Source organism: Dactylosporangium sp. NPDC005572, assembly GCF_040605515.1.
Lineage (GTDB): Bacteria > Actinomycetota > Actinomycetes > Mycobacteriales > Micromonosporaceae > Dactylosporangium.
Genome location: NZ_JBEXCY010000089.1, coordinates 1 through 21,515, shown reverse-complemented (window position 1 = coordinate 21,515; position 21,515 = coordinate 1). Strand labels below are relative to the sequence as shown.

18 protein-coding genes and 1 tRNA gene are annotated in these 21,515 nt (G+C 71.6%); 13 read left to right on the top strand and 6 right to left on the bottom strand.

Annotated elements, in window-relative coordinates:
* Nucleotides 1–73 precede the first annotated feature (73 nt).
* From ABZS66_RS33520 to nudC, 6 genes are all read left to right on the top strand, one after another.
* The gene (locus ABZS66_RS33520; protein WP_354764764.1) at nucleotides 74–223 is read left to right on the top strand and encodes a hypothetical protein; all 150 of its coding nucleotides are present in this window, start codon (nucleotides 74–76) and stop codon (nucleotides 221–223) included.
* A gap of 64 nt (nucleotides 224–287) precedes the next feature.
* Nucleotides 288–1,259, top strand: a complete 972-nt coding sequence (locus ABZS66_RS33515; RefSeq protein ID WP_354764762.1) for a hypothetical protein — start codon at nucleotides 288–290, stop codon at nucleotides 1,257–1,259.
* Nucleotides 1,260–1,296: 37 nt separating this feature from the next.
* Nucleotides 1,297–2,493, top strand: a complete 1,197-nt coding sequence (locus tag ABZS66_RS33510) for a S8 family serine peptidase (protein WP_354764760.1) — start codon at nucleotides 1,297–1,299, stop codon at nucleotides 2,491–2,493.
* A gap of 7 nt (nucleotides 2,494–2,500) precedes the next feature.
* Complete coding sequence (locus ABZS66_RS33505; RefSeq protein ID WP_354764758.1) at nucleotides 2,501–3,796, top strand: pitrilysin family protein; 1,296 nt, start codon at nucleotides 2,501–2,503, stop codon at nucleotides 3,794–3,796.
* Complete coding sequence (locus tag ABZS66_RS33500) at nucleotides 3,793–5,127, top strand: pitrilysin family protein (protein ID WP_354764756.1); 1,335 nt, start codon at nucleotides 3,793–3,795, stop codon at nucleotides 5,125–5,127. The genes ABZS66_RS33505 and ABZS66_RS33500 overlap by 4 nt, the downstream gene beginning before the upstream one ends.
* A gap of 82 nt (nucleotides 5,128–5,209) precedes the next feature.
* Nucleotides 5,210–6,115: an NAD(+) diphosphatase gene (nudC, locus tag ABZS66_RS33495; protein ID WP_354764754.1), complete on the top strand. Its 906-nt coding sequence runs from the start codon at nucleotides 5,210–5,212 to the stop codon at nucleotides 6,113–6,115.
* On the opposite strand, the gene ABZS66_RS33490 is transcribed toward nudC, so the two are convergent.
* A complete protein-coding gene (locus tag ABZS66_RS33490) occupies nucleotides 6,093–6,704 on the bottom strand; it encodes a hypothetical protein (protein WP_354764753.1) in 612 nt (203 codons plus the stop codon). The genes nudC and ABZS66_RS33490 overlap by 23 nt on opposite strands.
* 65 nt (nucleotides 6,705–6,769) lie before the next feature.
* Nucleotides 6,770–7,015 carry a mycoredoxin gene (locus tag ABZS66_RS33485; protein ID WP_354764751.1) on the bottom strand — a complete coding sequence of 82 codons (246 nt, stop codon included), beginning with the start codon at nucleotides 7,013–7,015 and terminating at the stop codon, nucleotides 6,770–6,772.
* Nucleotides 7,016–7,114: 99 nt separating this feature from the next.
* Between ABZS66_RS33485 and ABZS66_RS33480 the strand changes: the two genes are divergently transcribed.
* Nucleotides 7,115–9,178, top strand: a complete 2,064-nt coding sequence (locus ABZS66_RS33480) for an ATP-dependent DNA helicase UvrD2 (RefSeq protein ID WP_354764802.1) — start codon at nucleotides 7,115–7,117, stop codon at nucleotides 9,176–9,178.
* A gap of 711 nt (nucleotides 9,179–9,889) precedes the next feature.
* On the top strand, nucleotides 9,890–10,273 hold the full coding sequence (locus ABZS66_RS33475; RefSeq protein WP_354764749.1) for a WhiB family transcriptional regulator: 384 nt from the start codon (nucleotides 9,890–9,892) through the stop codon (nucleotides 10,271–10,273).
* A gap of 612 nt (nucleotides 10,274–10,885) precedes the next feature.
* Here ABZS66_RS33475 and ABZS66_RS33470 read toward each other — a convergent pair.
* The 3 genes from ABZS66_RS33470 to ABZS66_RS33460 all read right to left on the bottom strand — a co-directional run bounded on the left by ABZS66_RS33470 (nucleotide 10,886) and on the right by ABZS66_RS33460 (nucleotide 13,801).
* Nucleotides 10,886–12,295 carry an AarF/ABC1/UbiB kinase family protein gene (locus ABZS66_RS33470; protein ID WP_354764747.1) on the bottom strand — a complete coding sequence of 470 codons (1,410 nt, stop codon included), beginning with the start codon at nucleotides 12,293–12,295 and terminating at the stop codon, nucleotides 10,886–10,888.
* 9 nt (nucleotides 12,296–12,304) lie between these two features.
* Nucleotides 12,305–13,372 (bottom strand): hypothetical protein, encoded by a 1,068-nt coding sequence (locus tag ABZS66_RS33465; RefSeq protein WP_354764745.1) that lies wholly within the window; start codon nucleotides 13,370–13,372, stop codon nucleotides 12,305–12,307.
* Nucleotides 13,373–13,648: 276 nt separating this feature from the next.
* Nucleotides 13,649–13,801 carry a DUF5679 domain-containing protein gene (locus ABZS66_RS33460; protein ID WP_190251171.1) on the bottom strand — a complete coding sequence of 51 codons (153 nt, stop codon included), beginning with the start codon at nucleotides 13,799–13,801 and terminating at the stop codon, nucleotides 13,649–13,651.
* Nucleotides 13,802–14,180: 379 nt separating this feature from the next.
* Between ABZS66_RS33460 and ABZS66_RS33455 the strand changes: the two genes are divergently transcribed.
* Nucleotides 14,181–14,705 carry a M48 family metallopeptidase gene (locus tag ABZS66_RS33455; RefSeq protein ID WP_354764742.1) on the top strand — a complete coding sequence of 175 codons (525 nt, stop codon included), beginning with the start codon at nucleotides 14,181–14,183 and terminating at the stop codon, nucleotides 14,703–14,705.
* Complete coding sequence (locus ABZS66_RS33450; protein WP_354764741.1) at nucleotides 14,702–15,292, top strand: hypothetical protein; 591 nt, start codon at nucleotides 14,702–14,704, stop codon at nucleotides 15,290–15,292. The genes ABZS66_RS33455 and ABZS66_RS33450 overlap by 4 nt, the downstream gene beginning before the upstream one ends.
* A 3-nt stretch (nucleotides 15,293–15,295) precedes the next feature.
* On the opposite strand, the gene ABZS66_RS33445 is transcribed toward ABZS66_RS33450, so the two are convergent.
* Nucleotides 15,296–16,645, bottom strand: coding sequence for a zinc-dependent metalloprotease (locus ABZS66_RS33445; protein WP_354764740.1), 1,350 nt, complete (start codon nucleotides 16,643–16,645; stop codon nucleotides 15,296–15,298).
* 56 nt (nucleotides 16,646–16,701) lie between these two features.
* On the opposite strand from ABZS66_RS33445, the gene ABZS66_RS33440 reads away from it, so the two are divergent.
* The 3 genes from ABZS66_RS33440 to ABZS66_RS33430 all read left to right on the top strand — a co-directional run bounded on the left by ABZS66_RS33440 (nucleotide 16,702) and on the right by ABZS66_RS33430 (nucleotide 21,056).
* On the top strand, nucleotides 16,702–17,733 hold the full coding sequence (locus ABZS66_RS33440) for a PDZ domain-containing protein (RefSeq protein WP_354764738.1): 1,032 nt from the start codon (nucleotides 16,702–16,704) through the stop codon (nucleotides 17,731–17,733).
* 52 nt (nucleotides 17,734–17,785) lie between these two features.
* Nucleotides 17,786–20,776, top strand: a complete 2,991-nt coding sequence (locus ABZS66_RS33435) for a UPF0182 family protein (protein ID WP_354764800.1) — start codon at nucleotides 17,786–17,788, stop codon at nucleotides 20,774–20,776.
* A gap of 206 nt (nucleotides 20,777–20,982) precedes the next feature.
* Nucleotides 20,983–21,056 (top strand) — tRNA-Met (locus ABZS66_RS33430).
* Nucleotides 21,057–21,515 lie beyond the last annotated feature (459 nt).

Sequence of the window (21,515 nt, the reverse complement as noted above, 5' to 3'; positions counted from 1 at the left end):
CGGGGACCGCATTGTCGCCGAAGCTGTCAAGGGGGGCATGCGAGGGGGAGTCCGCACGATGCAGGGATCGCAGATGCGAGAGGTCGCCTTAGTCGTCGGCGTCGCGACCGCCGGAGTGCTGACCGTCGCGCTCATTGTCATCGGGCCGGTGGCAGCTGCCGACGAGCCCAGGTATCCGCAGATCACCCAGCTGCACACGCCCTCACAGCAACCGCAGCCCTAGGCCTGTCACCACCCGCGGGGCATCTTTGGCAACCCGGGCGTCGGGCTGCGACACTTGCGGGGAGATGACCGAGCACAGTTCGCCGTGGGCGGAGCCCGACACCCAGGTGGTGGTCGAGCCGCCTCGCCCCGCGCCGGCCGTTCAACGGCCGGCGGCGCAGCCGCGCGCGGCGGCCGGTTATGAGTCCGGTCGGGTGTCCGGGCTGGGGGTGCCGCCGATCGGGCCGCCGCCCGACGTGATCGTCGGCGGGCCGGATGACGACGACGACCCGATCAAACGCAACAAGAAGATCATGAAGTGGCTCGGCGGCGGCGCGATCCTCGTCGTGGTCATCGGGCTCGTGATCGTGCTCGCGTCGGTCATGACCAACAACGCCACGACGCCCGGGGGGCTGTTCGGCGATCGGCCCAAGGGGCCCAGCGACACCCGGCCCGAGCTGGCCCGGCGCTGCCCGCCGCCCAGCATTCCGCCCGAGCGGCCCAACCAGGGGGTGCCCGACGTGCCGGCCGGGCCGCGCACGGCCGACGAAGAGGCGGGCATCTCGTACAAGAAGTACGGGGATCCCTGGTCGCCGTGGGACGCGGCCTGGGTCGACCGGGGCGAGCTCAAGGTGACCTACCGGGTGGGCCAGCACTTCGTCACCGAGCCCAACTACGACGGCAACGGCTCGGACTACCACGCCACGATCCTGTCGGGGCACGTCCCCGCCGCGGTCAACGACGGGCTGGTGCTCGACCTGAAGTGCATCGGCGACCAGATCGCCGCCGACGTGCGGGTGAGCTTCTACCCCGACAGCAACCAGCGCGAGGACATCGAGGCCCGCGACCTGGAGCTCGGCGGCCGGCCGGCCCGGCTGATCAAGTTCCGGCTGCACTTCTCCCAGCCGGGGCTCAAGGCCCGCAGCGAGCTGGTCTCGATCGCGCTGATCGACGTCGGCAAGGTCGAGGCCGCGATCCTCTACGTATCCATCCCCGACACGCACCGTCAGTTCGACACGGTCGCCGATGAGGTCACAGAAAGCGTCCGACCTCTGTAAGTGGCGTTGCTTGCGTCGATCCGGCACGCTATCGCGCATGAAGCAGCCGGTGGCCTTAGCGGTGGCCGTGGGGATCGGTGTCGCGCTCGGCACCGCCGGGTCCGCGCACGCTGACGTCATTCGTGACGATCAGTGGCATCTGCGGTACCTCAAGGTGGCCGAGGCCAACCAGAAGAGCCGTGGCGACGGGACCACCGTCGCGATCGTCGACACGGGCGTCGACCGCAGCCACCCCGACCTGGTCGGCGCGGTGCTCGACCCGGTGTTCGTCACCGAGAGCCCGGGCGCGAGCGGCGTCGACCAGAACGGCCACGGCACCGCGCTCGCCGGCCTGGTCGCCGGCCAGGGCCACAAGGACGAGCGCACCGGCGACGAGCACGGCGCCGGCGTCATCGGGATCGCCCCGGGCGCACGGATCCTGCCGGTGGTGATCGGCTCGCCGGCCAGCCCCGACCCGACGGGCGCCGTGACGCCCGACCAGCTGGCGGACGGCATCGACCTCGCGGTGAGCCGCGGCATCAAGATCATCGTTGTGGGGTACTCCGTGGGAGGCAGTGAGCGGCTCATGCAGGCCGTGCGCGGCGCCCAGGAGAGCGACGCGATCGTGATCGCCGCCGACGGCAACCAGCCCGGCCAGGACTTCGAGCCGTTCCCGGCCGGCTACGACGGCGTGCTGGCCGCGGTACCACTGTCTCGTGCGGGTGACGTCCGGGTGCAGTCCACCAGCGGCCGGCGCCTGGGCTTCGGCGTGCCCGGCGACCAGATCATGACCACCAACAGCGGCGGCGGCTACCGCGTCGACGACGGCAACGCCTCGCCCGGCCTGCTCGCCGGGGCGGTCGCGCTGCTCCGCTCGGCGTACCCGGCGCTGAAGGCCCCCGACATCGTCCGCCGGATGACGCTGACCGCGGCGGACGCGGGCGAGAAGGGCCTGGACCGGGACTACGGGCAGGGCCGCCTCGACCTCGTGCCGGCCCTGACCAAGAGCCTGCCGGTGCCGGCGCCGAGCCCGAGCGCCACCCCGAACGGGCAGGCGAGCGCGGGGCCGAGCGCGACCGCCCAGGCCGCACCGGCCACGCCCCGGGGGCCCCGCTCGCGGGAGCCGTACGGGTGGCTGCTGGGCCTCCCGCTGATCGTGGTGCTCGGCGTTCTTGTGGCGAATGCGGTGCGGGCCGAACGTCGAATCCGGGTTTCCTCGACGGACGGGATAGATTCGGAGCGTGCCTCGTCGTAGTCCCGCCGTGCGAATTCCGGCCTCCAAGTATCCCGTCGAGCGCCTCACCCTGCCCAACGGCCTGCGGGTGGTGCTGACGCCCGACCGCGCCGCGCCGGTCGTCGGCGTCGCCGTGGTGTACGACGTCGGCATCAGATCCGAGCCGCAAGGCCGGACCGGCTTCGCCCACCTGTTCGAGCACCTGATGTTCCAGGGCTCGGAGAGCCTGGAGAAGCTGGCCCACTTCCGCTACGTGCAGGGCTCCGGCGGCACGTTCAACGGATCGACCCACTTCGACTACACCGACTACTTCGAGACGCTGCCGTCGAACGCGCTGGAGCGGGCTCTCTTCCTGGAGGCCGACCGCATGCGCGCGCCCCGGCTGACCGAGGAGAACCTGCGCAACCAGGTCGACGTGGTCAAGGAGGAGATCCGGGTCAACGTGCTCAACCGGCCGTACGGCGGGTTCCCCTGGCTGCGCCTGCCCCCGGTCATGTTCGACACGTTCCCCAACGCGCACGACGGCTACGGCTCGTTCGACGACCTGGAGTCGGCGACCGTCGCGGACGCCGCCGACTTCTTCGACCGCTACTACGCCTGCGGCAGCGCCGTGCTGGCGGTCTCCGGCGACTTCGACGTCGCGACGGCGACGGCGCTGATCGAGCGGCACTTCGGCGACGTGCCGGCCCGGCCCGCCCCGGTGCGGCCCGACTTCGCCGAGCCCGACCTCACCGCGGAGCGGCGGTCGTCCTACGAGGACCGGCTGGCGCCCCTGCCGGCCGTCGCCGCCGCCTGGCGGGTGCCGGATCCGATCAACGATCTCCGTGGCTATCTGCCATATGTGGTACTGGCTGAGGTGCTCACCGACGGCGACGCCTCGCGGCTGGTCGAGCGGCTCGTGCTGCGCGACCGGTCGGTGACGAGCGTCGGCGGCTATGTCGGCTTCATGGGCGAGCCGTTCGCGGTGCGCGACCCCACCGCCCTCATCCTCCAGGCGCACCTGCCTCCGGGCGGCGACATCGACAAGGTGCTGCGCACGGTCGAGGAGGAGTGCGCCCGCATCGCCTCCGACGGCCTCGCGGCCGACGAGCTGAGCCGCACGCAGGCCCGCATGGCCACCCACCTACTGCGCGACACCGACGCGGTGCTCGGCCGGGCGCTGCAGATGGCCGTCCTGGAGCAGCAGCGGGGCGAGCCGGAGTTGCTCAACCAGCTGCACACGCTGATCGGCGAGGTCACCGAGGACGAGATCGTCGCCGCGGCCGCGCAGCTGGTCCCGTCCCGCCGCGCCGCGGTCGAGGTCATCGCCGGAGGAGCCAAGTGACCACTGTCGAAACCCCGCTTCCCCAGCGGACCCTGCCGGTGCTCGGGCCCAACCGCCCGCTGAAGCTGCCGAAGATCGTCGAGCAGACGCTGCCCAACGGGCTGACCGTGATCGCGCTGCGGCGCACGTCGGTGCCGCTGGTCGAGGTACGGCTGCGGGTGCCCTTCGCCAAGGCGAACCTGGCCAAGGCGGCCATGCTCACCCAGACCGTGCTGTCCGGCACGTCGACCATGTCGACCGTGGACATCGCCGCCGAGCTGCAGAAGGTCGGCGGCGGGCTCTCCGCGGGCGCCGACCCCGACCGGCTGCTCATCTCGGGCAACGCTCTCGTCGGCGGCCTGGAGCGGCTGCTCGACATCCTCGCCGAGGTGCTCACCGACGCCAGCTACCCGAACGACGAGGTCGCCACGGAGCGGGCGCGGCTCGTCGACCGGATCCGGGTGGCGCAGAGCCAGCCGAGCCACCTCGCGCGGGTGGCCCTGCTGAAGCGGATGTACGGCAAGCACCCCTACGCCGTCCAGACCCCCACGCCGGAGCAGGTGGAGGCGGTCACCCCGACCGGCCTGCGCACGCTGCACGGCGAGCGGCTCCACCCGGCCGGCGCCACGCTCGTCATCGTCGGCGACATCACGCCGGAGAAGGCGATCGCCGCCGCCGAGAAGATGCTCGCCAAGTGGGACGGCAACGGCGTCGGGATCGAACTGCCGACGGTCCCGGCCCTGGCGCCCGGGCCGCTGACCCTGGTCGACCGGCCCGGCTCGGTGCAGTCGTCGCTGCGCATCGCGCTGCCGGCGGTCACCCGGCAGCACCCGGACCACGCGGCGCTGCAGCTGGCCAACCTCGTCTTCGGCGGCTACTTCTCGTCGCGCTGGGTCGAGAACATCCGCGAGGACAAGGGGTACACCTATGGCCCCCACTCGCTCGTGGAGCACGCCGTCGCCGGTTCGGCCCTGGTGGTCGCGGCCGAGGTGGCGACCGAGGTGACCGGCCCGGCGCTGCTCGAGACGCTCTACGAACTCGGCCGGCTGGCCAGCCTCCCGCCCAAGGAGGACGAGCTGGAGCAGGCCCGGCAGTACGCGCTGGGCACCCTCCAGCTCGGCATGTCGACCCAGGCCGGCCTGGCCGGGCTGGTCTCCACCTACGCGGGCTTCGGGCTGCGGCTCGACTACCTCGCCGAGCACGCGGCCCGGCTGGCCAAGGCGACCCGGGAGGACGTGGCCGCGGCCGCCGCGGAGTATCTCGCGCCGGCGAAGGCCGCCGCCGTGGTCCTCGGCGACGCCGAGCAGATCGAGAAGCCACTGAGCGCGCTCACGGCCGTGATCCGGGGATGAGCGGTTCCGGAGCGAAGCGGAGGAGGCCGCTCATCATGGGCTCAGCCTCAGACTCGTGCGGCCGGAGCGGAGCGGAGGTCGCATGAGCTCGCCGGAAGGGCCGCCGCTCGCGCGCGGCACGCTGGACCGGGCGGCCCGCCGCCGCCTCGACGAGGAGTGGCTCGCCAAGGCGTGGCTGCGCGCCCGCGTGGTGGTCGTCGACGACGGGCACGTGCTCGTCCGCGGCGACGACCCGCCAGAGCTGGTCCTCGTCGGCCCCGACGAGGCGCCGCCGGGCGAGCGGTTCTTCCTCGGCGAGGAGCCGGACGGCACGGTGTACTTCGCCGTGGCCGCCGACGTGACGGCCCCGCCCGGCACCCGCCGGGTCAACCTGCGGCAGGTCGGCCACTCGCTGGCCGACCTGTCCGCCGGGCTGTTCATCACCGGGGTGGCGCTGGCCAACTGGCACTCCCGGCACCCGTACAGCCCGCTCAGCGGCAAGCTGACGGTGCCGGCCCAGGGTGGTTGGGTGCGGCAGACCGAGGACGGCGCCGAGACGCTCTGGCCGCGCACCGACCCCGCCGTGATCATGCTCGTGCACGACGGCGTGGCCGGGCCCGACGGGCGCTGCCTGCTCGGCAGCAACGCGCAGTGGGCGAACGTCGGCAGCGTCCGGCGGTACTCGACCCTCGCCGGGTTCGTCGAGCCGGGCGAGTCGGCCGAGATGGCGGTCGCGCGCGAGGTGCTCGAAGAGGTCGGCGTGCGGGTCACCGAGGTGCGGTACTCGTCGAGTCAGCCCTGGCCCTTCCCGGGCTCGCTGATGCTGGGCTTCCACGCGACGGCCCCGGTCGGCGCGGACATCCAGGTCGACCAGGAGGAGATCCTGGAGGCCCGCTGGTTCACCCGCAGCGAGATCGCCGCGGTGCTCGACGGGTCGTCGCACGACTTCGGCCTGCCGTTCCCGGCGTCGATCGCGCACTACCTCATCACGTCGTGGCTCGGCGCCTGACCTGCTCCGCGTGCCACTTGGCGCACCAGGCGTCGAGTACGCGGGCGGCCTGCGCCGGGCTCGCCTCGCGGATGTCGTAGTCGATCTTCGGGCTGGACAGGGCGTAGGTCGGGTGCCAGGCCATGTCCCGCCACAGGGCCTCCTCGGCCATGCGCCCGTCCGGCGTGACCGTCCGGCGCAGCAGTGACACGGGGGCGTCGGGGGAGGAGTCCTCGTCGAGGCGCACGAAGTACGTGATCAAAAGGCGCGGCGGCGCGGGCGGGCCCGACCGCCAGGCGGCCAGGGCCTCCGCGGCCAGGCGCTCGTCCTGCGCCGGGGCGGGCGCCCGGAACGCGCGGGCCTGCATCTGGTCGACGAGGTCCGGCTCCGGCGCGAGGCCGTGCTCGAGGATCTCCTCGACGAAGCGCTCCGGCCACAGCCAGACCCCGTCGGTGTGCAGCACCGCGGGGCCTGAGCCGTGGCCGATCGTGGCGCCACCGGCGAGGTAGTCGGCGATCTGCCGACGGCGGTCCGGGTCCGCGACGCGCGGCCTTTCGGGCGCGTGATACGGCACCGGGCCGCGAACGGCGAAGTCGCGCGCTACCCGCATGGTGGCGGCCTCCCCAGGTTTCCCTGGAGTCACACGGTAGCGACTTGACGCCGCTTCGTGAAGGGTCAGCTACTGAGCGCGCTCTCCAGCTTGGACTTCACCTGCTTGATCGTCGGGTTGGTCAGGGCGGTGCCGTCCTCGAACTTCACGGTCGGGACGGTCTGGTTGCCGCCGTTGACGCTCTCGACGTACGTCGCCGCCGCCGGGTCCCGCTCGATGTCGACGACCTGGTACTGGATACCTTCGCGGTCCAGCTGCGACTTGAGGCGGTGGCAGTAGCCGCACCAGCTCGTCGAGTACATGGTGATCATGAGGTGTGTTCCCTCCCGGCGGATCGAGGCACGAAGTAGCGCTCGCCATAACGTCATACCCGGCTGAGATGATGCCTAGTTGTGGTGGATTCCTCAGACATCTTGACGGGACTGGATCCGGAGCAGGCGGCGGCGGTGACCGCGCCCGCGGGTCCGCTGTGCATCCTGGCCGGCGCCGGCACCGGCAAGACCCGGGCGATCACCCACCGCATCGCGCACCGCGTCCGGGCCGGCGAGGTCCGGGCCCAGCACATCCTCGCCGTCACGTTCACCGCCCGGGCCGCCGCCGAGATGCGGGCCCGGCTCCGCCAGCTCGGTGCCGACGGGGTCCAGGCGCGCACGTTCCACTCGGCGGCGCTGCGCCAGGTGCGCTACTTCGCCCAGCGGCTGTTCGACGGCCGCGAGATGCCCGAGCTGCTGGAGAGCAAGGCGCGGCTGGTCGGGCTGGCCGCCACCCGGGCCGGCCTGAAGATCGACGGCACCGGCGCCCGCGACCTCGCCGGCGAGATCGAGTGGGCCAAGGCGTCGCTCGTCGAGCCCGACGACTATGCGGCCGCGGCCGGCAAGGCCATGCGCGAGCCGCCGTTCGAGGTCGGCCGGGTCGGCCAGGTCTACGCGCACTACGAGCGGATCAAGCGGGCCCAGGGCGTCATCGACTTCGAGGACATGATCCGGGCCGCCATCTGGGCGCTGGAGGAGCACGCCGACGTCGCCGAGCAGATCCGCTCGCAGTACCGGCACTTCGTCGTCGACGAGTATCAGGACGTCAACCCGATGCAGCAGCGCCTGCTCGACGCCTGGCTGGGCGGCCGCGAGGACCTGACGGTGGTCGGCGACGCGAGCCAGACGATCTACTCGTTCACCGGTGCCAGCGCGACCTACCTCGTGGGCTTCAAGCGCCGCCATCCCGACGCGCGGGTCGTCCGGCTGATCCGCGACTACCGTTCGACCCCGCAGGTCGTCGGCCTGGCCAACTCGGTCATCTCGCGGGCCCGCGGCGACCTGGCCCGGCTGCGGCTGGAGCTGGTCGGCCAGCGGCCCGCCGGCCCCGAGCCGGCCACCCGGGTCTTCGCCGACGAGCCGGAGGAGGCCGCGGCGGTGGCGGCGCGCTGCGCCGAGCTGATCGCGGGCGGCACGCCGGCGCGCGAGATCGCGGTGCTGTTCCGCATCAACGCCCAGTCCGAGGTGTACCAGGAGGCCCTCGCCGAGGCGGGCGTGCCGTATGTGGTGCACGGTGCCGACCGCTTCTTCGAGCGGGCCGAGGTTCGCCAGGCGATGATCGTGCTCCGCGCCGCGACCCGGACGCCGCCGGCGGGGGAGACGCTGCCGGAGGTCGTCGTGCAGGCGCTGGAGGCCATGGGGTGGCGGCCCGGCGAGGCGCCGGCCGGCGGCGCGCTGCGGGAGCGCTGGGAGGCCGTCGCCGCGCTCGTGGCGCTCGCCGAGGGCATGCCGGATCGCAGCCTGGAGGAGTTCAACGACGAGCTGTCGCGGCGCGCGACGCTCCAGCACGTGCCGACCGTCGACGGGGTCACGCTCTCGTCCCTGCACTCGGCCAAGGGCCTGGAGTGGGACGCGGTGTTCCTCGTCGGGCTGACCGAGGGCATGCTGCCGGTGATCCACGCGCGCTCGGCCGACGCCGTCGAGGAGGAGCGGCGCCTGCTGTACGTCGGGATCACCCGCGCCCGGCACACGCTCTGGCTGTCGTATGCGTCGGCCCGCAGCCCGGGCGGCCGCGCCCGCCGGGCCAGCCGGTTTCTCCCGTCGGCCGAGCCCACCCGCGCCGCACCTTTGCCGAAGGGCGCCGTCGCCGGCCGGGTCAAGCGGGTGATGGCGGTGTCCTGCCGGATCTGCGGCACCGGGCTCATCAACGGCGTCGACCGCAAGCTCGGCCGGTGCGCATCCTGCCCGTCCGACCTCGACGAGGAGCTGCTCGGCCGGCTCGTCGCCTGGCGGGCCCGGCTGGCCCAGGTCCAGCGCGTTCCGCCATTCGTGATCTTCACCGACGTCACCCTCGCGGCGATCGCCGAGCGGCGCCCCGGGCGGCGCGAGGAGCTGGCCGTCATCGCCGGCATCGGCCCCCGCAAGCTGGGCCTCTACGGCGACGACGTCCTGGCTCTGGTCAGCGGCGCAACCGTAGAGGATCTTGCGCGCGTCGATGACTGAAAAGTGACAAGGACTTTCTCCGATAATTCGATTGCCCTACCGTCGCGGGACGGCATAGCCTGCGAACACGACGCCGGAAGACCGGCGGTCGACAGCTGGCGAGCGTAGAGAGGCGGTGAGTCCCGGTGACGTTCTATCTAACCAACGAGCGCCCATCGGCGACGTTCGCTGCCTGCATGCCGCCGGCCTTGCCGGCCCGCCGCGTCTCGCCGCCGTCAGTTCTCGCTCCGTGGCAGGAGTCTGCCCTTGGCGGCGTCGCCGTCGCGCAGGCCCCGGTTGCGGCGGTCGTCCCGGCTCCGGCCGCGGTCCCGGCTGTTCTCACCTCCGTTTCCGTCCTGGTTCCGGCGTCCGTCGAGGCGCTGGCTACCGAGTCGGTCCGGGTTGGCGGGGCGCGCCGGATCGACGGACTGGTCGGCGACGGCAGAGTCGGCGCTGAGCGCCCGGCTGCGGACCAGCTGCAGCAGGTCATTCAGCTCGACCGGCGTGGGATCCAGGTTCAGGGGACCAGTGGGTTCACCGCTAAGCACGACATGACGGCTCCGAAGCCCAATGGCGGAGTCCGCGGCATACCACCTCGAGGCAGGCCGGTCTAAAAGACCGACTCTCCGGCTCACCTCGAGGCCGCGGAACCCGACACCGGGATCCGCGGCCTCATTGATTTTGTACCGACGATCACACCAAACGATCGACAAACAGAAAGGGGTGACCGGGATGAGCCTGGCTTTGGCATCGATCGACGTGCGTGTTGAGTCGACCGCTGACGAGCGCCTCCGTGTCGCTGCGCGAGGCGTCAAGTCCGACCTGCCCTGCCGTACCTTCGACCCGGACCTGTGGTTCGCCGACTCGCCGGCCGAGCTCGAGCTGGCCAAGTCGCTCTGCGTGGAGTGCCCGCTCCGTGTCGAGTGCCTGGCCGGCGCGATCGAGCGCGCCGAGCCCTGGGGTGTCTGGGGTGGCGAGATCTTCGAGCGCGGTGCCGTGGTGCCGCGGAAGCGTCCGCGGGGTCGTCCGCGCAAGGAGGACGTCGCGCGCGACGCCGTCCTGCGGGTCGAAGTTGCTGCTCGTGCCGCGGCGGTTGCCGCGGGGGTGGCGGCCTGACATGAACGCACATCTGTTGCCGGCCAGCCGAGGTCTGCGGAATCCGCAGCCGACCCGGCTCCGTCTCGCTCAACCGTCCACCGACGTTCGCACCAACCGACCCAGGAGTTTCGTCATGTCCTTGCAACTTCTCCACGAAGCACTATCACGCGCACGAATGCGTCGGCCTCAGTCGGTACAGCACGCTGAGGCTCACTCGTCCGCCCGTCAGATCGCCATGCGCGCCCGTCGCGAGCAGGAGCGGCAGCTGAGCCTGCGCTGATGGTGTCCGCCCTCCCCGGCTTCGGCCGGGGAGGGCTTTTCCATGCCCACGACCCTTCGCGTCTCTCGCACCGCGGCGCCGCCTCGCCCATGGAGCTCCGCGTCCGCGCTGCTCTCTCGCTCCGCGATCTTGGAGTTGTGGCCCCGGACTTATATGGCTATTCCCGACATAGCCGGGACCACAATTCCAAAATCGGCGGCGCCTGGAGCGGGCGGCGCGGGTGGAGTGGGCGGCGACCTGGGCGGCGGGAGGCAACCGAGCGGCCAGCGGCAACTGGGCGGTGGGAGGCAACCGGGCGGTGGGTGGGGGTGTGAGTTAGGCGGGTGGCGGGCGGGTGCGGCTTGTCGTGGCTACGCGGCGTCCTCGGCCGTCTTGCGGCGGCGGGTCGACTTCGTCGCCCGCTTCACGACCGCCCGCGGGACCGCCTCGCCCACCTCGGGCTCCGGCTCCGGCTCCGCGAACCCGGGGAGCCAGCGCTCGAGGATGGCCCGGTACGGCGCCTTGGCCTCCAGTTGGCACAGAACGCCGATCGAGCCGAGCGTGACCCGGTGCGTCAGCATGTACGACGGCGGGAGGTTGAGCTGGCGGCTCATCGTGTAGGCCGGGCTCTTCGGGTTGGCCAACCGCCCCGCCTCGGCGCGCAGCCAGGCCCGGCTGAACCGGAACTCGTCCTCGGCGAGCGGGTCGAGCATCGGCCTGATGTACGCGAGCACCGCCTCGGCGTCGATCTTCGGATCGCCCTTGATGAACCCCTCGCCCTGTAGGCCCTCCATGACCGCCTGGGCGTCGCCGGCCAGCGCCAGCCGGGTGAGCCGGCCGATCACCTCCGGGTGGCCGCCGGGCAGCCGGGCGACGGCGCCGAAGTCGAGGACGCCGAGGCGGCCGTCGGCCAGGATGCGAAAGTTTCCCGGATGTGGGTCGGCGTGCAGCATCTCGGCGCGCGCCGGTGCGGAGAAGTGGAGCAGCGCCATCCGCTCGCCGGCGTGGTCGCGCTCCTCCTCGGTGCCCGAGGCGATGATCGTCGACAGCGGGGTGCCGTCGACCCACTCGGTCACCAGGACGCGCGGGGAGGAAGCGAGGACCTCGGGCACGAAGATGTCGGGGTCGTCGGCGAACGCCGCCGCGAACGCCATCTGCGAGCGGGCCTCCAGCTCGTAGTCGAGCTCCTCGGTGACCCGGTCCCGGATCTCCTGCACCAGCGGCTTCACGTCGAGGCCGGGCTGGACGGCCTTGAACAGGCCGGCGAACCGGGCGAGCTGGTTGAGGTCGGAGCGCAGCGCCTCGCCGGCCCCGGGGTACTGCACCTTGACGGCCACCTGGCGCCCATCGGCCCAGACCCCGCGGTGCACCTGGCCGATGCTCGCCGCGGCGGCCGGCTTGTCGTCGAACTCGGCGAACCGGTCGCGCCAGTCGGCGCCCAGCGACTCGGCGAGCACCTTGTGCACGCTGGCGGCCGGCAGCGGCGGCGCGGCCTCCTGGAGCTTGGTGAGGGCGGCCCGGTAGGGCCCGGCGAGCTCCTCCGGCAGTGCGGCCTCGAAGACGGACAGCGCCTGCCCCATCTTCATCGCGCCGCCCTTGAGCTGGCCGAGGACGCTGAACAGGTGCTCGGCGGTGCGTCGCTGGACATCGGCGGAAACGACGTCGGCGGCCATGCCGGTGACGCGCTTGCCGAGGCCGAGCGCAGCCCGCCCGGCGAGCCCGAGGGGCAAAGACGCCAGCCGTGCGGTGCGGGCGACTGCGCCCCTGGGGATCTCGGTCACACGTCATTCTTACCCGGTCGGAGCGCTCCGACGACGGCGACGGCAGTCACAGCGTGGATGTGCGCCCCATTCCCGGCGCCGGAACTCGCCTGCCCGGGGTATCTCGACGATGGCCGCCTCGGTCCGCGCGGCCGCTCCGTCGAGGTACGACAGCACCTCGTCGGCAGCGAATGCGGCGCCGGCGAGTGCCGTGGTCGAGGCGCACGGCTCCCCGTCGCGGATCGGCGTCGTGGCCAGCTGGGCGGCCAGCGCGGGCCAGGCCGGGTCGCGGTCGAGCCGGTGCAGGTCGAGGCAGCCCTGGCAGGGCGAGGCGGCCGGGCGGACCAGCGGGCCGACGAGGACGGTGCCGAGGCGCACGGTGACGTCCAGCCGGGGCAGCGCGTGCAGCCGCACACCCCGGCGCGCCAGCGCCGGTGGCTGCCGATCGCCGACGCGCACGACGAAGTCGACCGCATCAGCCCGTACCGCTGAAACCTCCGCGTCCGGAGCGAACCGCACGATCGCCGTGGCGGTGGCGATGGCCCGCGACGAGTCGACGTCGGCGCTGCTCAGCCCGCCCACCAGGACGTCCGGCGGGCCGGTGAGCCCGTCCACGGCCGGGTCGACGTGCCCGACCCCGGCCGCGGCCAGCACGGCGGCCAGCGGAGCAACCAGCGGCCCGTCGCCCGCCACCACGACCTTTGCCGCGTGGCGCCGCCGCAGTACGTCGGCGGGGCTGCGCCGGCCGGGCCCGGGCTCGGCGCGCATCCGCAGGCCGATCGCGGCCGCCTCGATGCTGAGCCGCCGGTGCGTCCGCCGCGGCAGGCCGACCGGGACGAGGGCGTGGGCGCCGACCACCAGGCCGGTGTCGTGCAGGGCGCCGATCAGGTCGCGCGCGTCCTGGCGGCCGAGCCCGAGCGCCTCGGCGGCGTCGAGCACGGCGTGCTCGGTGTGCGAGCCGTCGAGCAGGTCGAGGACGCGGGCCAGCTCGGGGCGGCGCAGCTCGAGGATGATCGCGGTGGCCGGGTCGGTGCCCAGCTGGACCGTGCGCTCGTCGCGCCAGAGGCGCCGCAGGTTGGGCAGAAGCGTCGGTCGCATGCGGGTAAGGCTGGCAGAGCGTGGGCACCGGCCGCGGTGGTTATCCACAGGAGTGTCCACCGTCGGCCGGTGTTATCCACAGCTTGCCGCCGAGTTATCCACAGCGAACTGCGCGAAGGCCGCAAACCACGCGGGCAGTTGTGCGCGCGACGACGTCGGGGCTCACGCGCCGGGCGGGGGGCGGCGCGCGTGCCGATGGTGTGAGTGGCCCCTACTCGGCGGGGCTTTCGGCTGCTGTTGTCCCGGCGCGGGCAGTCCCGGGACGCCTGCGCCGGGTCAGGCCTTGCCGAGGATCCGGTTGACCGTCGTGCCGCAGACCGGGCAGGCGCCCTTCGCCATCTTCATGCCGGTTTTCGAAATCGCTATCTCGCCCTCGAAGTCCCGCTTCTCCTTGCACTTGACGCAGTAGCCGTTGTATGTCTCGGCCACGATGCCCTCCTCATCTCGGTCCGGCGCACGCGGCGCGCACCGGTGCTGACCAGCTAGGCCAACGTGGTGAGTGTGCCTTGTCGGACACTCGGGGAAAGTGCGGTTAGACGGGACACGCCGAGCGTAATCGGAAGATCTTCCTCCAACCGCACGCTACACACTATGCACAGGCTGGGGATAACTGTGTGGGCAACCCTGTGGGTAGCCGTGGATGAAATGCTCCGAGTGGCCGTCAGCAGGCCGGACAACCGGTGGAATCTTTCCGGCGAGCTGCCACGAATGGGTGACTTACGGGCGCGCTCCGCGAGATTGGGCCTTGCGAAGGCATGGCCGCTCCCAGCTAGCGTTCCTCCGTGAGCGGTACCCCTGAGGGGCCGGCATGACGCGAAAGCCGGTCATCGAGGTGCGGCGCAGCAAGCGCCGCCGACGCACGGTGTCTGCCTACCGCGACGGTGAGCGGGTCGTCGTGCTGATCCCCGCGCAGTTCTCCAGAGCGGAAGAGCGCGAGTGGGTCGATCGGATGCTGGAGCGTCTCGCCGTCCGCGAGCAACGCGCTCGCCGCACCGACGCCGAGCTGACCGCCCGCGCGCACCGGCTGGCGGCCCGCTACCTGCCCGATCACCCCGCGGCGTCCCGGCCGACCAGCGTGCGCTGGGTGCAGAACCAGAACGGGCGCTGGGGATCTTGCACGCCGGCAGACGGTACCATCCGGATTTCGCACCGCGTTCAGGAGATGCCCGACTGGGTCATCGACTACGTCCTGCTGCACGAGCTGTCACACCTGGTGATCCCGAGTCACAGCAGCGCGTTCTGGGCGCTCGTGGCCCGCTATCCGAAGTCCGAGCGGGCGCGAGGGTATCTTGAGGGGGTGTCAGCTGCGGCCGGTCTCGGGATCACGGAATGACCGTCGCGGCGGTCGTGACCCTGCTCGCCCCGGTGACCTGGTCGCCCCCGGGCGTGGACCTCGAGACCTGGCGCTCCGCGCTGGCCGAGGACGTGGTCGACCTGCTCGCGCCGCTGCCACAGATCCAGCCGGCGATCGCCGCCGTGGAGGCCGACCTGGCGCTGGCGGCCAAGATCGCCTGGCCGTCGACCCGGATCTACCCGGTCGGCACCCCGAGCATCCGCGCGGCACTGCGGGCGGCGGAGGCCGACGGTCATGATCGAGCGGTGGTGGTACTGGCGGATGCGCCCGACCTCCCGGCCATGCTCATCGGCAAGCTGATCAGACCGCTGTCGTCGAAGACCGTGGCCGTGGCGCCCTCGCACTCGGGCGGCATCCTGGCCGTGGCCGCCCGCCTGCCGGTGCCCGAGTGGCTGCCCGACCTCGACGCCGAGGTCGGCGACGTGGCGGCGGCCCGCCGCCCGAGCCCGGACCCGAGCCAGGTCGTGTCGGCCCCGGGCTGGCACCGGCTGCGCGGCCCCGAGGACCTGCGCCGGCTGGACCTGGGCCTGGACGGCTGGGACGCCACCCGCGCGCTGCTGACCTAGGCCCTAGCTCTCGTCCTTGCCGGTCTCGTCGTCCTTGCCGAACTCCTCGCTGAACCCGAGGTCGCCCAGGTCGAGCTGGGTGCGGGCGAACAGGTCGGGGTCGGCGAACGCCTCCTCGTCGGGCAGCAGGTCGGGGTGGCCCCAGAGGGCGTCCCGGCCGCTGATGCCGCGGTGCTCGGTCAGTGCGTTCCACAGCGCCGTGGCCTCGCGCAGGCGGCGCGGGCGCAGCTCCAGGCCGACCAGCGCGGCGAAGGTCTGCTCGGCCGGTCCGCCGGCCGCACGGCGGCGGCGGAAGGCCTCGGAGAGGCGGACGACGTCCGGCAGGCGGTCGCCGGCGGCCCGGTCGACGACGTGGCAGACCCAGCCCTCGACCAGCGCGAGCGCGGTCTCCAGGCGGGCCAGCGCGGCGCGCTGCTGGGGCGTGTCCTCGGGCGTGAAGATGCCCTCCAGGACGAGCTCCTGCGGGTCGCTGCCGAGCGTCGACGGGTCGATCCGGCTCATCGCCTCCTCGATCGCCTCGCGGTCGACGTGGATCCCGGCGGCGTAGGCCTCGACGGCGGCGAAGACGTGGCCGCGCAGCCACGGCACGTGACCGAAGAGGCGCTGGTGGGCGGCCTCGCGCAGGGCGACGTAGAGGCGGACCTGGTCGTCGGGGATCTCCAGGCCCTTGCCGTATTCGGCGATGTTGGCCGGGACCAGCGCCGCCGTGCCCGCAGGGCCGAGCGGCAGGCCGATGTCGCCGGCCGAGAGCACCTCGGCGGCGAGGGAGCCGAGCGCGGTGCCGAGCTGCCCGCCGAGCAGCGCGCCGCCGAGCGAGGCGACCATCGAGGTCATCGGGCCCATCTGGGCGCGCATCTCCTCGGGCACCAGCTCGGTCATGGCGGAGACCATCCGGGCGGCGACCGGGTCGCACAGCTTCTTCCAGATGGGCAGGGTCTGGTTGAGCCACTCGCCGCGGCTCCAGGCCGTGGTCGACCGCACACCCGACGGCAGGGCGGACTCCGGCTCCAGCCACAGGTCGGCCAGGCGCAGCGCCTCGATGACGGCGGCGCGCTCGACCGCGGTCACCGGGGGGTCGCCGACCGGCTTGGGCGCGTCGGCCGCGGCCTCGGGCGCCGGCATCGGGGCGCCGGGCATGGCGAAGCCGACCGGGAACTGCGCCGCGGCCGGGCCGCCCCCGGTAAGGTGCGCCTGTGCCAGCTGACGAGCCAGATCCCAGTTGACCGGGCCGCCGCCGGGCGTGGCGAACAGCTGCTGCAGCTGGCTCAGGAACTGCTGCATCTGGCGCGGATCGTTGGGATCCGGCACGTCGCCGCCGGGCGGACCGAAGCCGAACGGGATGTCTGCGGGCATTCCACAACGGTACTCGCTTCCGGTTCTTGTCGGACGGGAGCGCTAGGCTCGCCGCCATGAGACGTCGTGGCCTCACCGTGTTGTTCGGGGCGCTGTTGTTGTTGGTGCTGTCCTGGCAGGCGACCGTGGTCAAGGTGCCCTATGTCGAGATGGGCCCCGGGCCGACCTACAACACGCTGGGCACGGACACCGGCAAGCCGGACGGCAAGCCGATCATCAACGTGAGCGGTGTGCCGGTGACCAAATCGGCCGGTGAGCTGCGGATGACGACGGTGTCGGTCCAGCCGGACCTGACCCTGTTCGACGCCATGATCGGCTGGTTCAAGGACGACCGGGCGGTGGTCCCGCGCGAGCTGATCTACCCGCCCGACCGCAGCGAGCAGCAGGTCCAGGACGACAATGCCCGCGACTTCCAGGAGTCGCAGACCTCGGCCGAGACCGTCGCGCTGAAGGAGCTGGGCTATCCGGTGCAGGTCACGGTCGGCGAGGTCACCGAGGGATACCCGGCGGCCGGGCAGTTGCAGAAGAACGACGTGATCACCGCGATCGACGGCACCGCCGTGACGTCGGTCGCCAAGCTCACCGAGCTGGTCCGGGCCAAGCCGGCCGACACGCCCCGGCAGATCGAGTTCAAGCGCGGCACCGAGACGAAGACGGTCAGCCTGACGACGAAGAAGGGCGACGACGGCAACCCGCGCCTGGGCGTCGTCGTCGAGGCGAAGCAGCCGCACCCGTTCGAGCTGAGCATCCAGCTCGACAAGATCGGCGGCCCGTCGGCCGGGCTGATGTTCACGCTCGGCATCATCGACACGATCAAGACCGAGGACCTGACCGGCGGCTACATCATCGCCGGCACCGGCACGATCGACGAGGAGGGCAACGTCGGCCCGATCGGCGGCATCCCCCAGAAGCTGGTCGCCGCGAAGGCGGCCAAGGCCAAGTTCTTTCTGACCCCCGCGGCCAACTGCGCCGAGGCCATGGACAACCCGCAGTCCGGGTTGCCGCTGGTCAAGGTGACCACACTGGACGACGCGCTGACCGCGCTCGAGCAGATCCGGGCCGGTCGGACACCAACGCTGTGTAGCTGATGACTACGCTGAACGAGTTTCCATACGCGAACGGGCGGAGCCGACCGTGGTAATGCGCAACCCGATGACCAGGGTGAGCCGTCGTGGACGAGTCACGATCGCCGTCCTGGTCGTCGTCTTCCTGTTGTTCACCGTGTTCGACCGCGTCGTCGGGGCGTGGGCCGACTACCTCTGGTTCTCCGAGGTCAAGTACACCCAGGTCTTCAGCGGGGTACTCACGACCCGTCTCTGGATGTTCCTGATCTTCGGCGTGGCCGTCGGTCTGGTCATCGCCGCCAACCTCTACCTCGCCTACCGCACCCGGCCGCTGCTGCGGCCGCACTCCGCGGAGCAGCACGCACTGGACCGCTACCGGCTGTTCCTGCTGCCGCACATGACCGGCTGGATCGTGCTGGTCGCCGGGCTGATCGGCCTGTTCTCCGGCCTGTCGGCGCAGGGCCACTGGCAGGAGTGGATGCTGTTCAGCAACAGCACCCCCTTCAACCAGACCGACCCGCAGTTCAACGTCGACCTTTCGTTCTACGTCTTCGAGTACCCCTTCTGGCGGTACCTGCTGGGCGTGGCGTTCACGACGATCGTCTTCTCACTGCTGGGCGCCCTGGCGCTGCACTACCTGTTCGGCGGGGTGCGCCTGCAGGGCGCCGGCGAGCGCATGACGGCCGCCGCCCGGGCCCACCTGACCGCGCTGGTGGCGGCGTTCGTGCTGCTCAAGGCCGCGGCGTACTTCCTCGACCGGCGGGGCCTGCTGCTGGACAAGTTCCCCACACAGGACCTCTACGGCGCCGGCTACACCAACATCAACGCGCTGCTGCCGGCCAAGGAGATCCTCGCCTGGATCTCGATCGTGGTGGCGATCGCGATCCTCGTCTTCTCCAACGCCTTCATGCGCAACCTGGTCTGGCCGGGCCTCGCGCTGGGGCTGCTCGCGCTCTCCGCGGTCGCGGTCGGCGGCATCTACCCGGCGGCGGTGCAGTCGTTCACCGTCAAGCCGAGCCAGCTGCAGAAGGAGCAGGTGTACTTCGACCGCGCGATCAAGGCGACCAGAGACGCCTACGGGCTCAACGGCGTCGAGGTCAAGGAGTACAAGGCCCAGAACCAGAACCCCCCGGCCACCCTGACGGCCGGCACCGACGAGACGGTCACCAACATCCGGCTCCTCGACCCCAACGTCGTCGGCGAGACCTACACCCAGCAGCAGCAGGTGCGCGGCTTCTACGAGTTCAACCCGAAGCTCGACATCGACCGCTACACCGTCGACGGCAAGACCCAGGACTACGTCGTCGGCGTGCGCGAGATCCGCTACGACCAGCTCCAGCAGAACAACTGGCAGAACCGGCACAGCGTCTACACCCACGGCTACGGGTTCGTGGCGGCGCCGGCCAACCAGGTGGTCTGCAGCGGCCAGCCGTTCTACGTCTCGGGCTTCCTCAGCGAGCAGGACAAGCCCGCGGAGGAGGCCGGCCAGAAGTGCGCTTCGGACACCGACCTCATCCCGGTCAAGCAGCCGCAGATCTACTACGGCGAGCAGATGGGCGACGTCTACGCGATCGTCGGCCGGGCCAACCCCAACGACCGCAACTCCGAGTTCGACCGCCCGGCCGGTGGCCAGGACCAGTACTCGACGTACGAGGGCAGCGGCGGCGTGAAGGTCGGCTCCTTCGGGCGCCGGCTGCTCTACGCCGCGTACTTCCGGGAGACCAACTTCCTGCTGTCGGGCGTGCTCAACGACAACTCCAAGGTGCTGTACATCCGCGACCCCGAGTCCCGGGTGCGCAAGGTGGCGCCGTTCCTGACCCTCGACTCCGACCCCTATCCGGCGGTCGTCGACGGCAAGGTCCAGTGGATCATCGACGGCTACACCACGTCGGCGACCTACCCCTACGCCCAGCGGATCGACTGGAACACCGCGATCCAGGACTCCTCCACGAGCGGCCGGCTCTTCCCCGAGCCGCGGCAGGACGTCACGTACCTCAGGAACTCGGTCAAGGCGACGGTCGACGCCTACACCGGTGAGGTGAAGCTCTACGCGTTCGACGAGTCCGACCCGGTGCTCAAGACGTGGAACAAGGCGTTCGGCGGCAAGCTCGTCCAGCCGCGCTCGGCGATCTCCAAGGAGCTGATGGACCACCTCCGCTACCCGGAGGACCAGTTCAAGGTCCAGCGCGACCTGCTCAGCCGCTTCCATGTGACCTCGCCGGAGGGCTTCTTCTCGGGCCAGGACTTCTGGGAGGTCCCGAAGGACCCGGCCAACCCGTCGGCCGACCAGCCGCCGTATTACATCGTGGCCAAGCTGCCGAACCAGGAGACCGCCCGGTTCCAGCTCACCGCCGCGATGGCGCCGCAGAAGCGGGGCAACCTGGCCGCGCTCATGTCCGCGTCGTACGTCGACGGAAAACCGCGGTTCGAGGTCCTGGAGCTGCCGCCCAACACGGCCATCCAGGGTCCCAACCAGACCCACAGCAGCATGACCGCCATCGCCGACGCGCGAAGAGACCTGACGCAGTTCGCGTCCAGCAACTCTGACGTGATCTACGGCAACCTGCTCTCGCTACCGGTCGCCGATGGCATGCTGTACGTCGAGCCGATCTACCTGCGGACCAAGAACGACAAGGCGTACCCGCAGCTGCAGAAGGTGCTGGTCGCCTATGGCCCGAAGTACATGGCCTACGCCGACAACCTGACGCTCGGCCTGGAACAGCTGGTCAAACAGGTGACCGGCCAGGCACCGGTCCCGTCGACGGAGGGCAACCCGCAGCCGTCGAACCCGGCGCCGGGCGGTCCGTCCACACCCGCGGTCCAGGAGGCGATCGCGGCGTTGAACAAGGCGATCGCCGACCTCAAGGCCGCCCAGCAGTCGGGTGACTTCGAGGCCTACGGCAAGGCCCTCAAGGCCCTGCAGGACGCGATCGCCCGCTACGAGGAGGCGGTGAGGGCGGCCGGCACCACGGCGTCGCCGTCCGCGTCCCCGAGCACCTCGGCCTCCCCGGGCGCCTCCACGTCCCCGGGCGCCACGCCGACGGTCAGCGTCGCCCCGTCGGGCTGACCCGAACGGTTCCCGGGCCGGGCGGGGCTGCCGAGTGCAGCCCCGCCCGGCCTTTTCACACTCGGGTGGTGGCGCTGACCCGGTCGGCGGGTGAGGCGCTCCCGGGTGCCGGTTCGGTCTTGATCCGGCTTGCGGGTGACCCAGGCCACGGGGCCGCCTCATGATTTGGAAGTCGGGACGAGGGTGCGCTAACCTATACAAGCCGACGCGGGGTGGAGCAGCTCGGTAGCTCGCTGGGCTCATAACCCAGAGGTCGCAGGTTCAAATCCTGTCCCCGCTACAAAGGAAACGCCCCCTCAGAGATCCTCTGAGGGGGCGTTTCGCATGTGGACGTAACCAACGGGCCGTTAGGCGCCGGTCAGCGAGGTGGCCGCGACCGCCGGCGGGTCCTCGCCGTCGTCCTGGTCGGCAGGCTCGCCGAAGATGAGCCCTGCCACCTTCTACGCGGCGCGCTGGTCGCGACCGGTGGACCGGTGCGTGTCAATGGTCAGCGTGTACGCCATGTTGGCGTGCCCAATCCGAGCCGTCCATCGCCGCCGACGCACAGCTTGGACACCGTCCGGCGGCGCGAGTCGGAAGCCGGCGCATCACACGTCTCCGGTGCCGCCCGTCGCTCGGATGGCCCATGGCTGTGTGGTCGCCGCCGCCCCGGGCAGGTGCGGCGGAACGGCCGGCGCCTCCGCGCGCGGATCTCCAGACCGCTACGGCGACGTATGCCGATAGGCCGAGTGCGAACGAA

What these genes read in the sequence shown, in the direction of transcription:
- ABZS66_RS33520 (WP_354764764.1), top strand. Translation starts at nt 74, where the DNA reads ATGCGAGAGGTCGCCTTAGTCGTCGGCGTCGCGACCGCCGGAGTGCTG.
- ABZS66_RS33515 (WP_354764762.1), top strand. Translation starts at nt 288, where the DNA reads ATGACCGAGCACAGTTCGCCGTGGGCGGAGCCCGACACCCAGGTGGTG.
- ABZS66_RS33510 (WP_354764760.1), top strand. Translation starts at nt 1,297, where the DNA reads ATGAAGCAGCCGGTGGCCTTAGCGGTGGCCGTGGGGATCGGTGTCGCG.
- nudC (WP_354764754.1), top strand. Translation starts at nt 5,210, where the DNA reads ATGAGCTCGCCGGAAGGGCCGCCGCTCGCGCGCGGCACGCTGGACCGG.
- ABZS66_RS33490 (WP_354764753.1), bottom strand. Translation starts at nt 6,704, where the DNA reads ATGCGGGTAGCGCGCGACTTCGCCGTTCGCGGCCCGGTGCCGTATCAC.
- ABZS66_RS33485 (WP_354764751.1), bottom strand. Translation starts at nt 7,015, where the DNA reads ATGATCACCATGTACTCGACGAGCTGGTGCGGCTACTGCCACCGCCTC.
- ABZS66_RS33475 (WP_354764749.1), top strand. Translation starts at nt 9,890, where the DNA reads ATGAGCCTGGCTTTGGCATCGATCGACGTGCGTGTTGAGTCGACCGCT.
- ABZS66_RS33465 (WP_354764745.1), bottom strand. Translation starts at nt 13,372, where the DNA reads ATGCGACCGACGCTTCTGCCCAACCTGCGGCGCCTCTGGCGCGACGAG.
- ABZS66_RS33455 (WP_354764742.1), top strand. Translation starts at nt 14,181, where the DNA reads ATGACGCGAAAGCCGGTCATCGAGGTGCGGCGCAGCAAGCGCCGCCGA.
- ABZS66_RS33450 (WP_354764741.1), top strand. Translation starts at nt 14,702, where the DNA reads ATGACCGTCGCGGCGGTCGTGACCCTGCTCGCCCCGGTGACCTGGTCG.
- ABZS66_RS33445 (WP_354764740.1), bottom strand. Translation starts at nt 16,645, where the DNA reads ATGCCCGCAGACATCCCGTTCGGCTTCGGTCCGCCCGGCGGCGACGTG.
- ABZS66_RS33440 (WP_354764738.1), top strand. Translation starts at nt 16,702, where the DNA reads ATGAGACGTCGTGGCCTCACCGTGTTGTTCGGGGCGCTGTTGTTGTTG.
- ABZS66_RS33435 (WP_354764800.1), top strand. Translation starts at nt 17,786, where the DNA reads ATGCGCAACCCGATGACCAGGGTGAGCCGTCGTGGACGAGTCACGATC.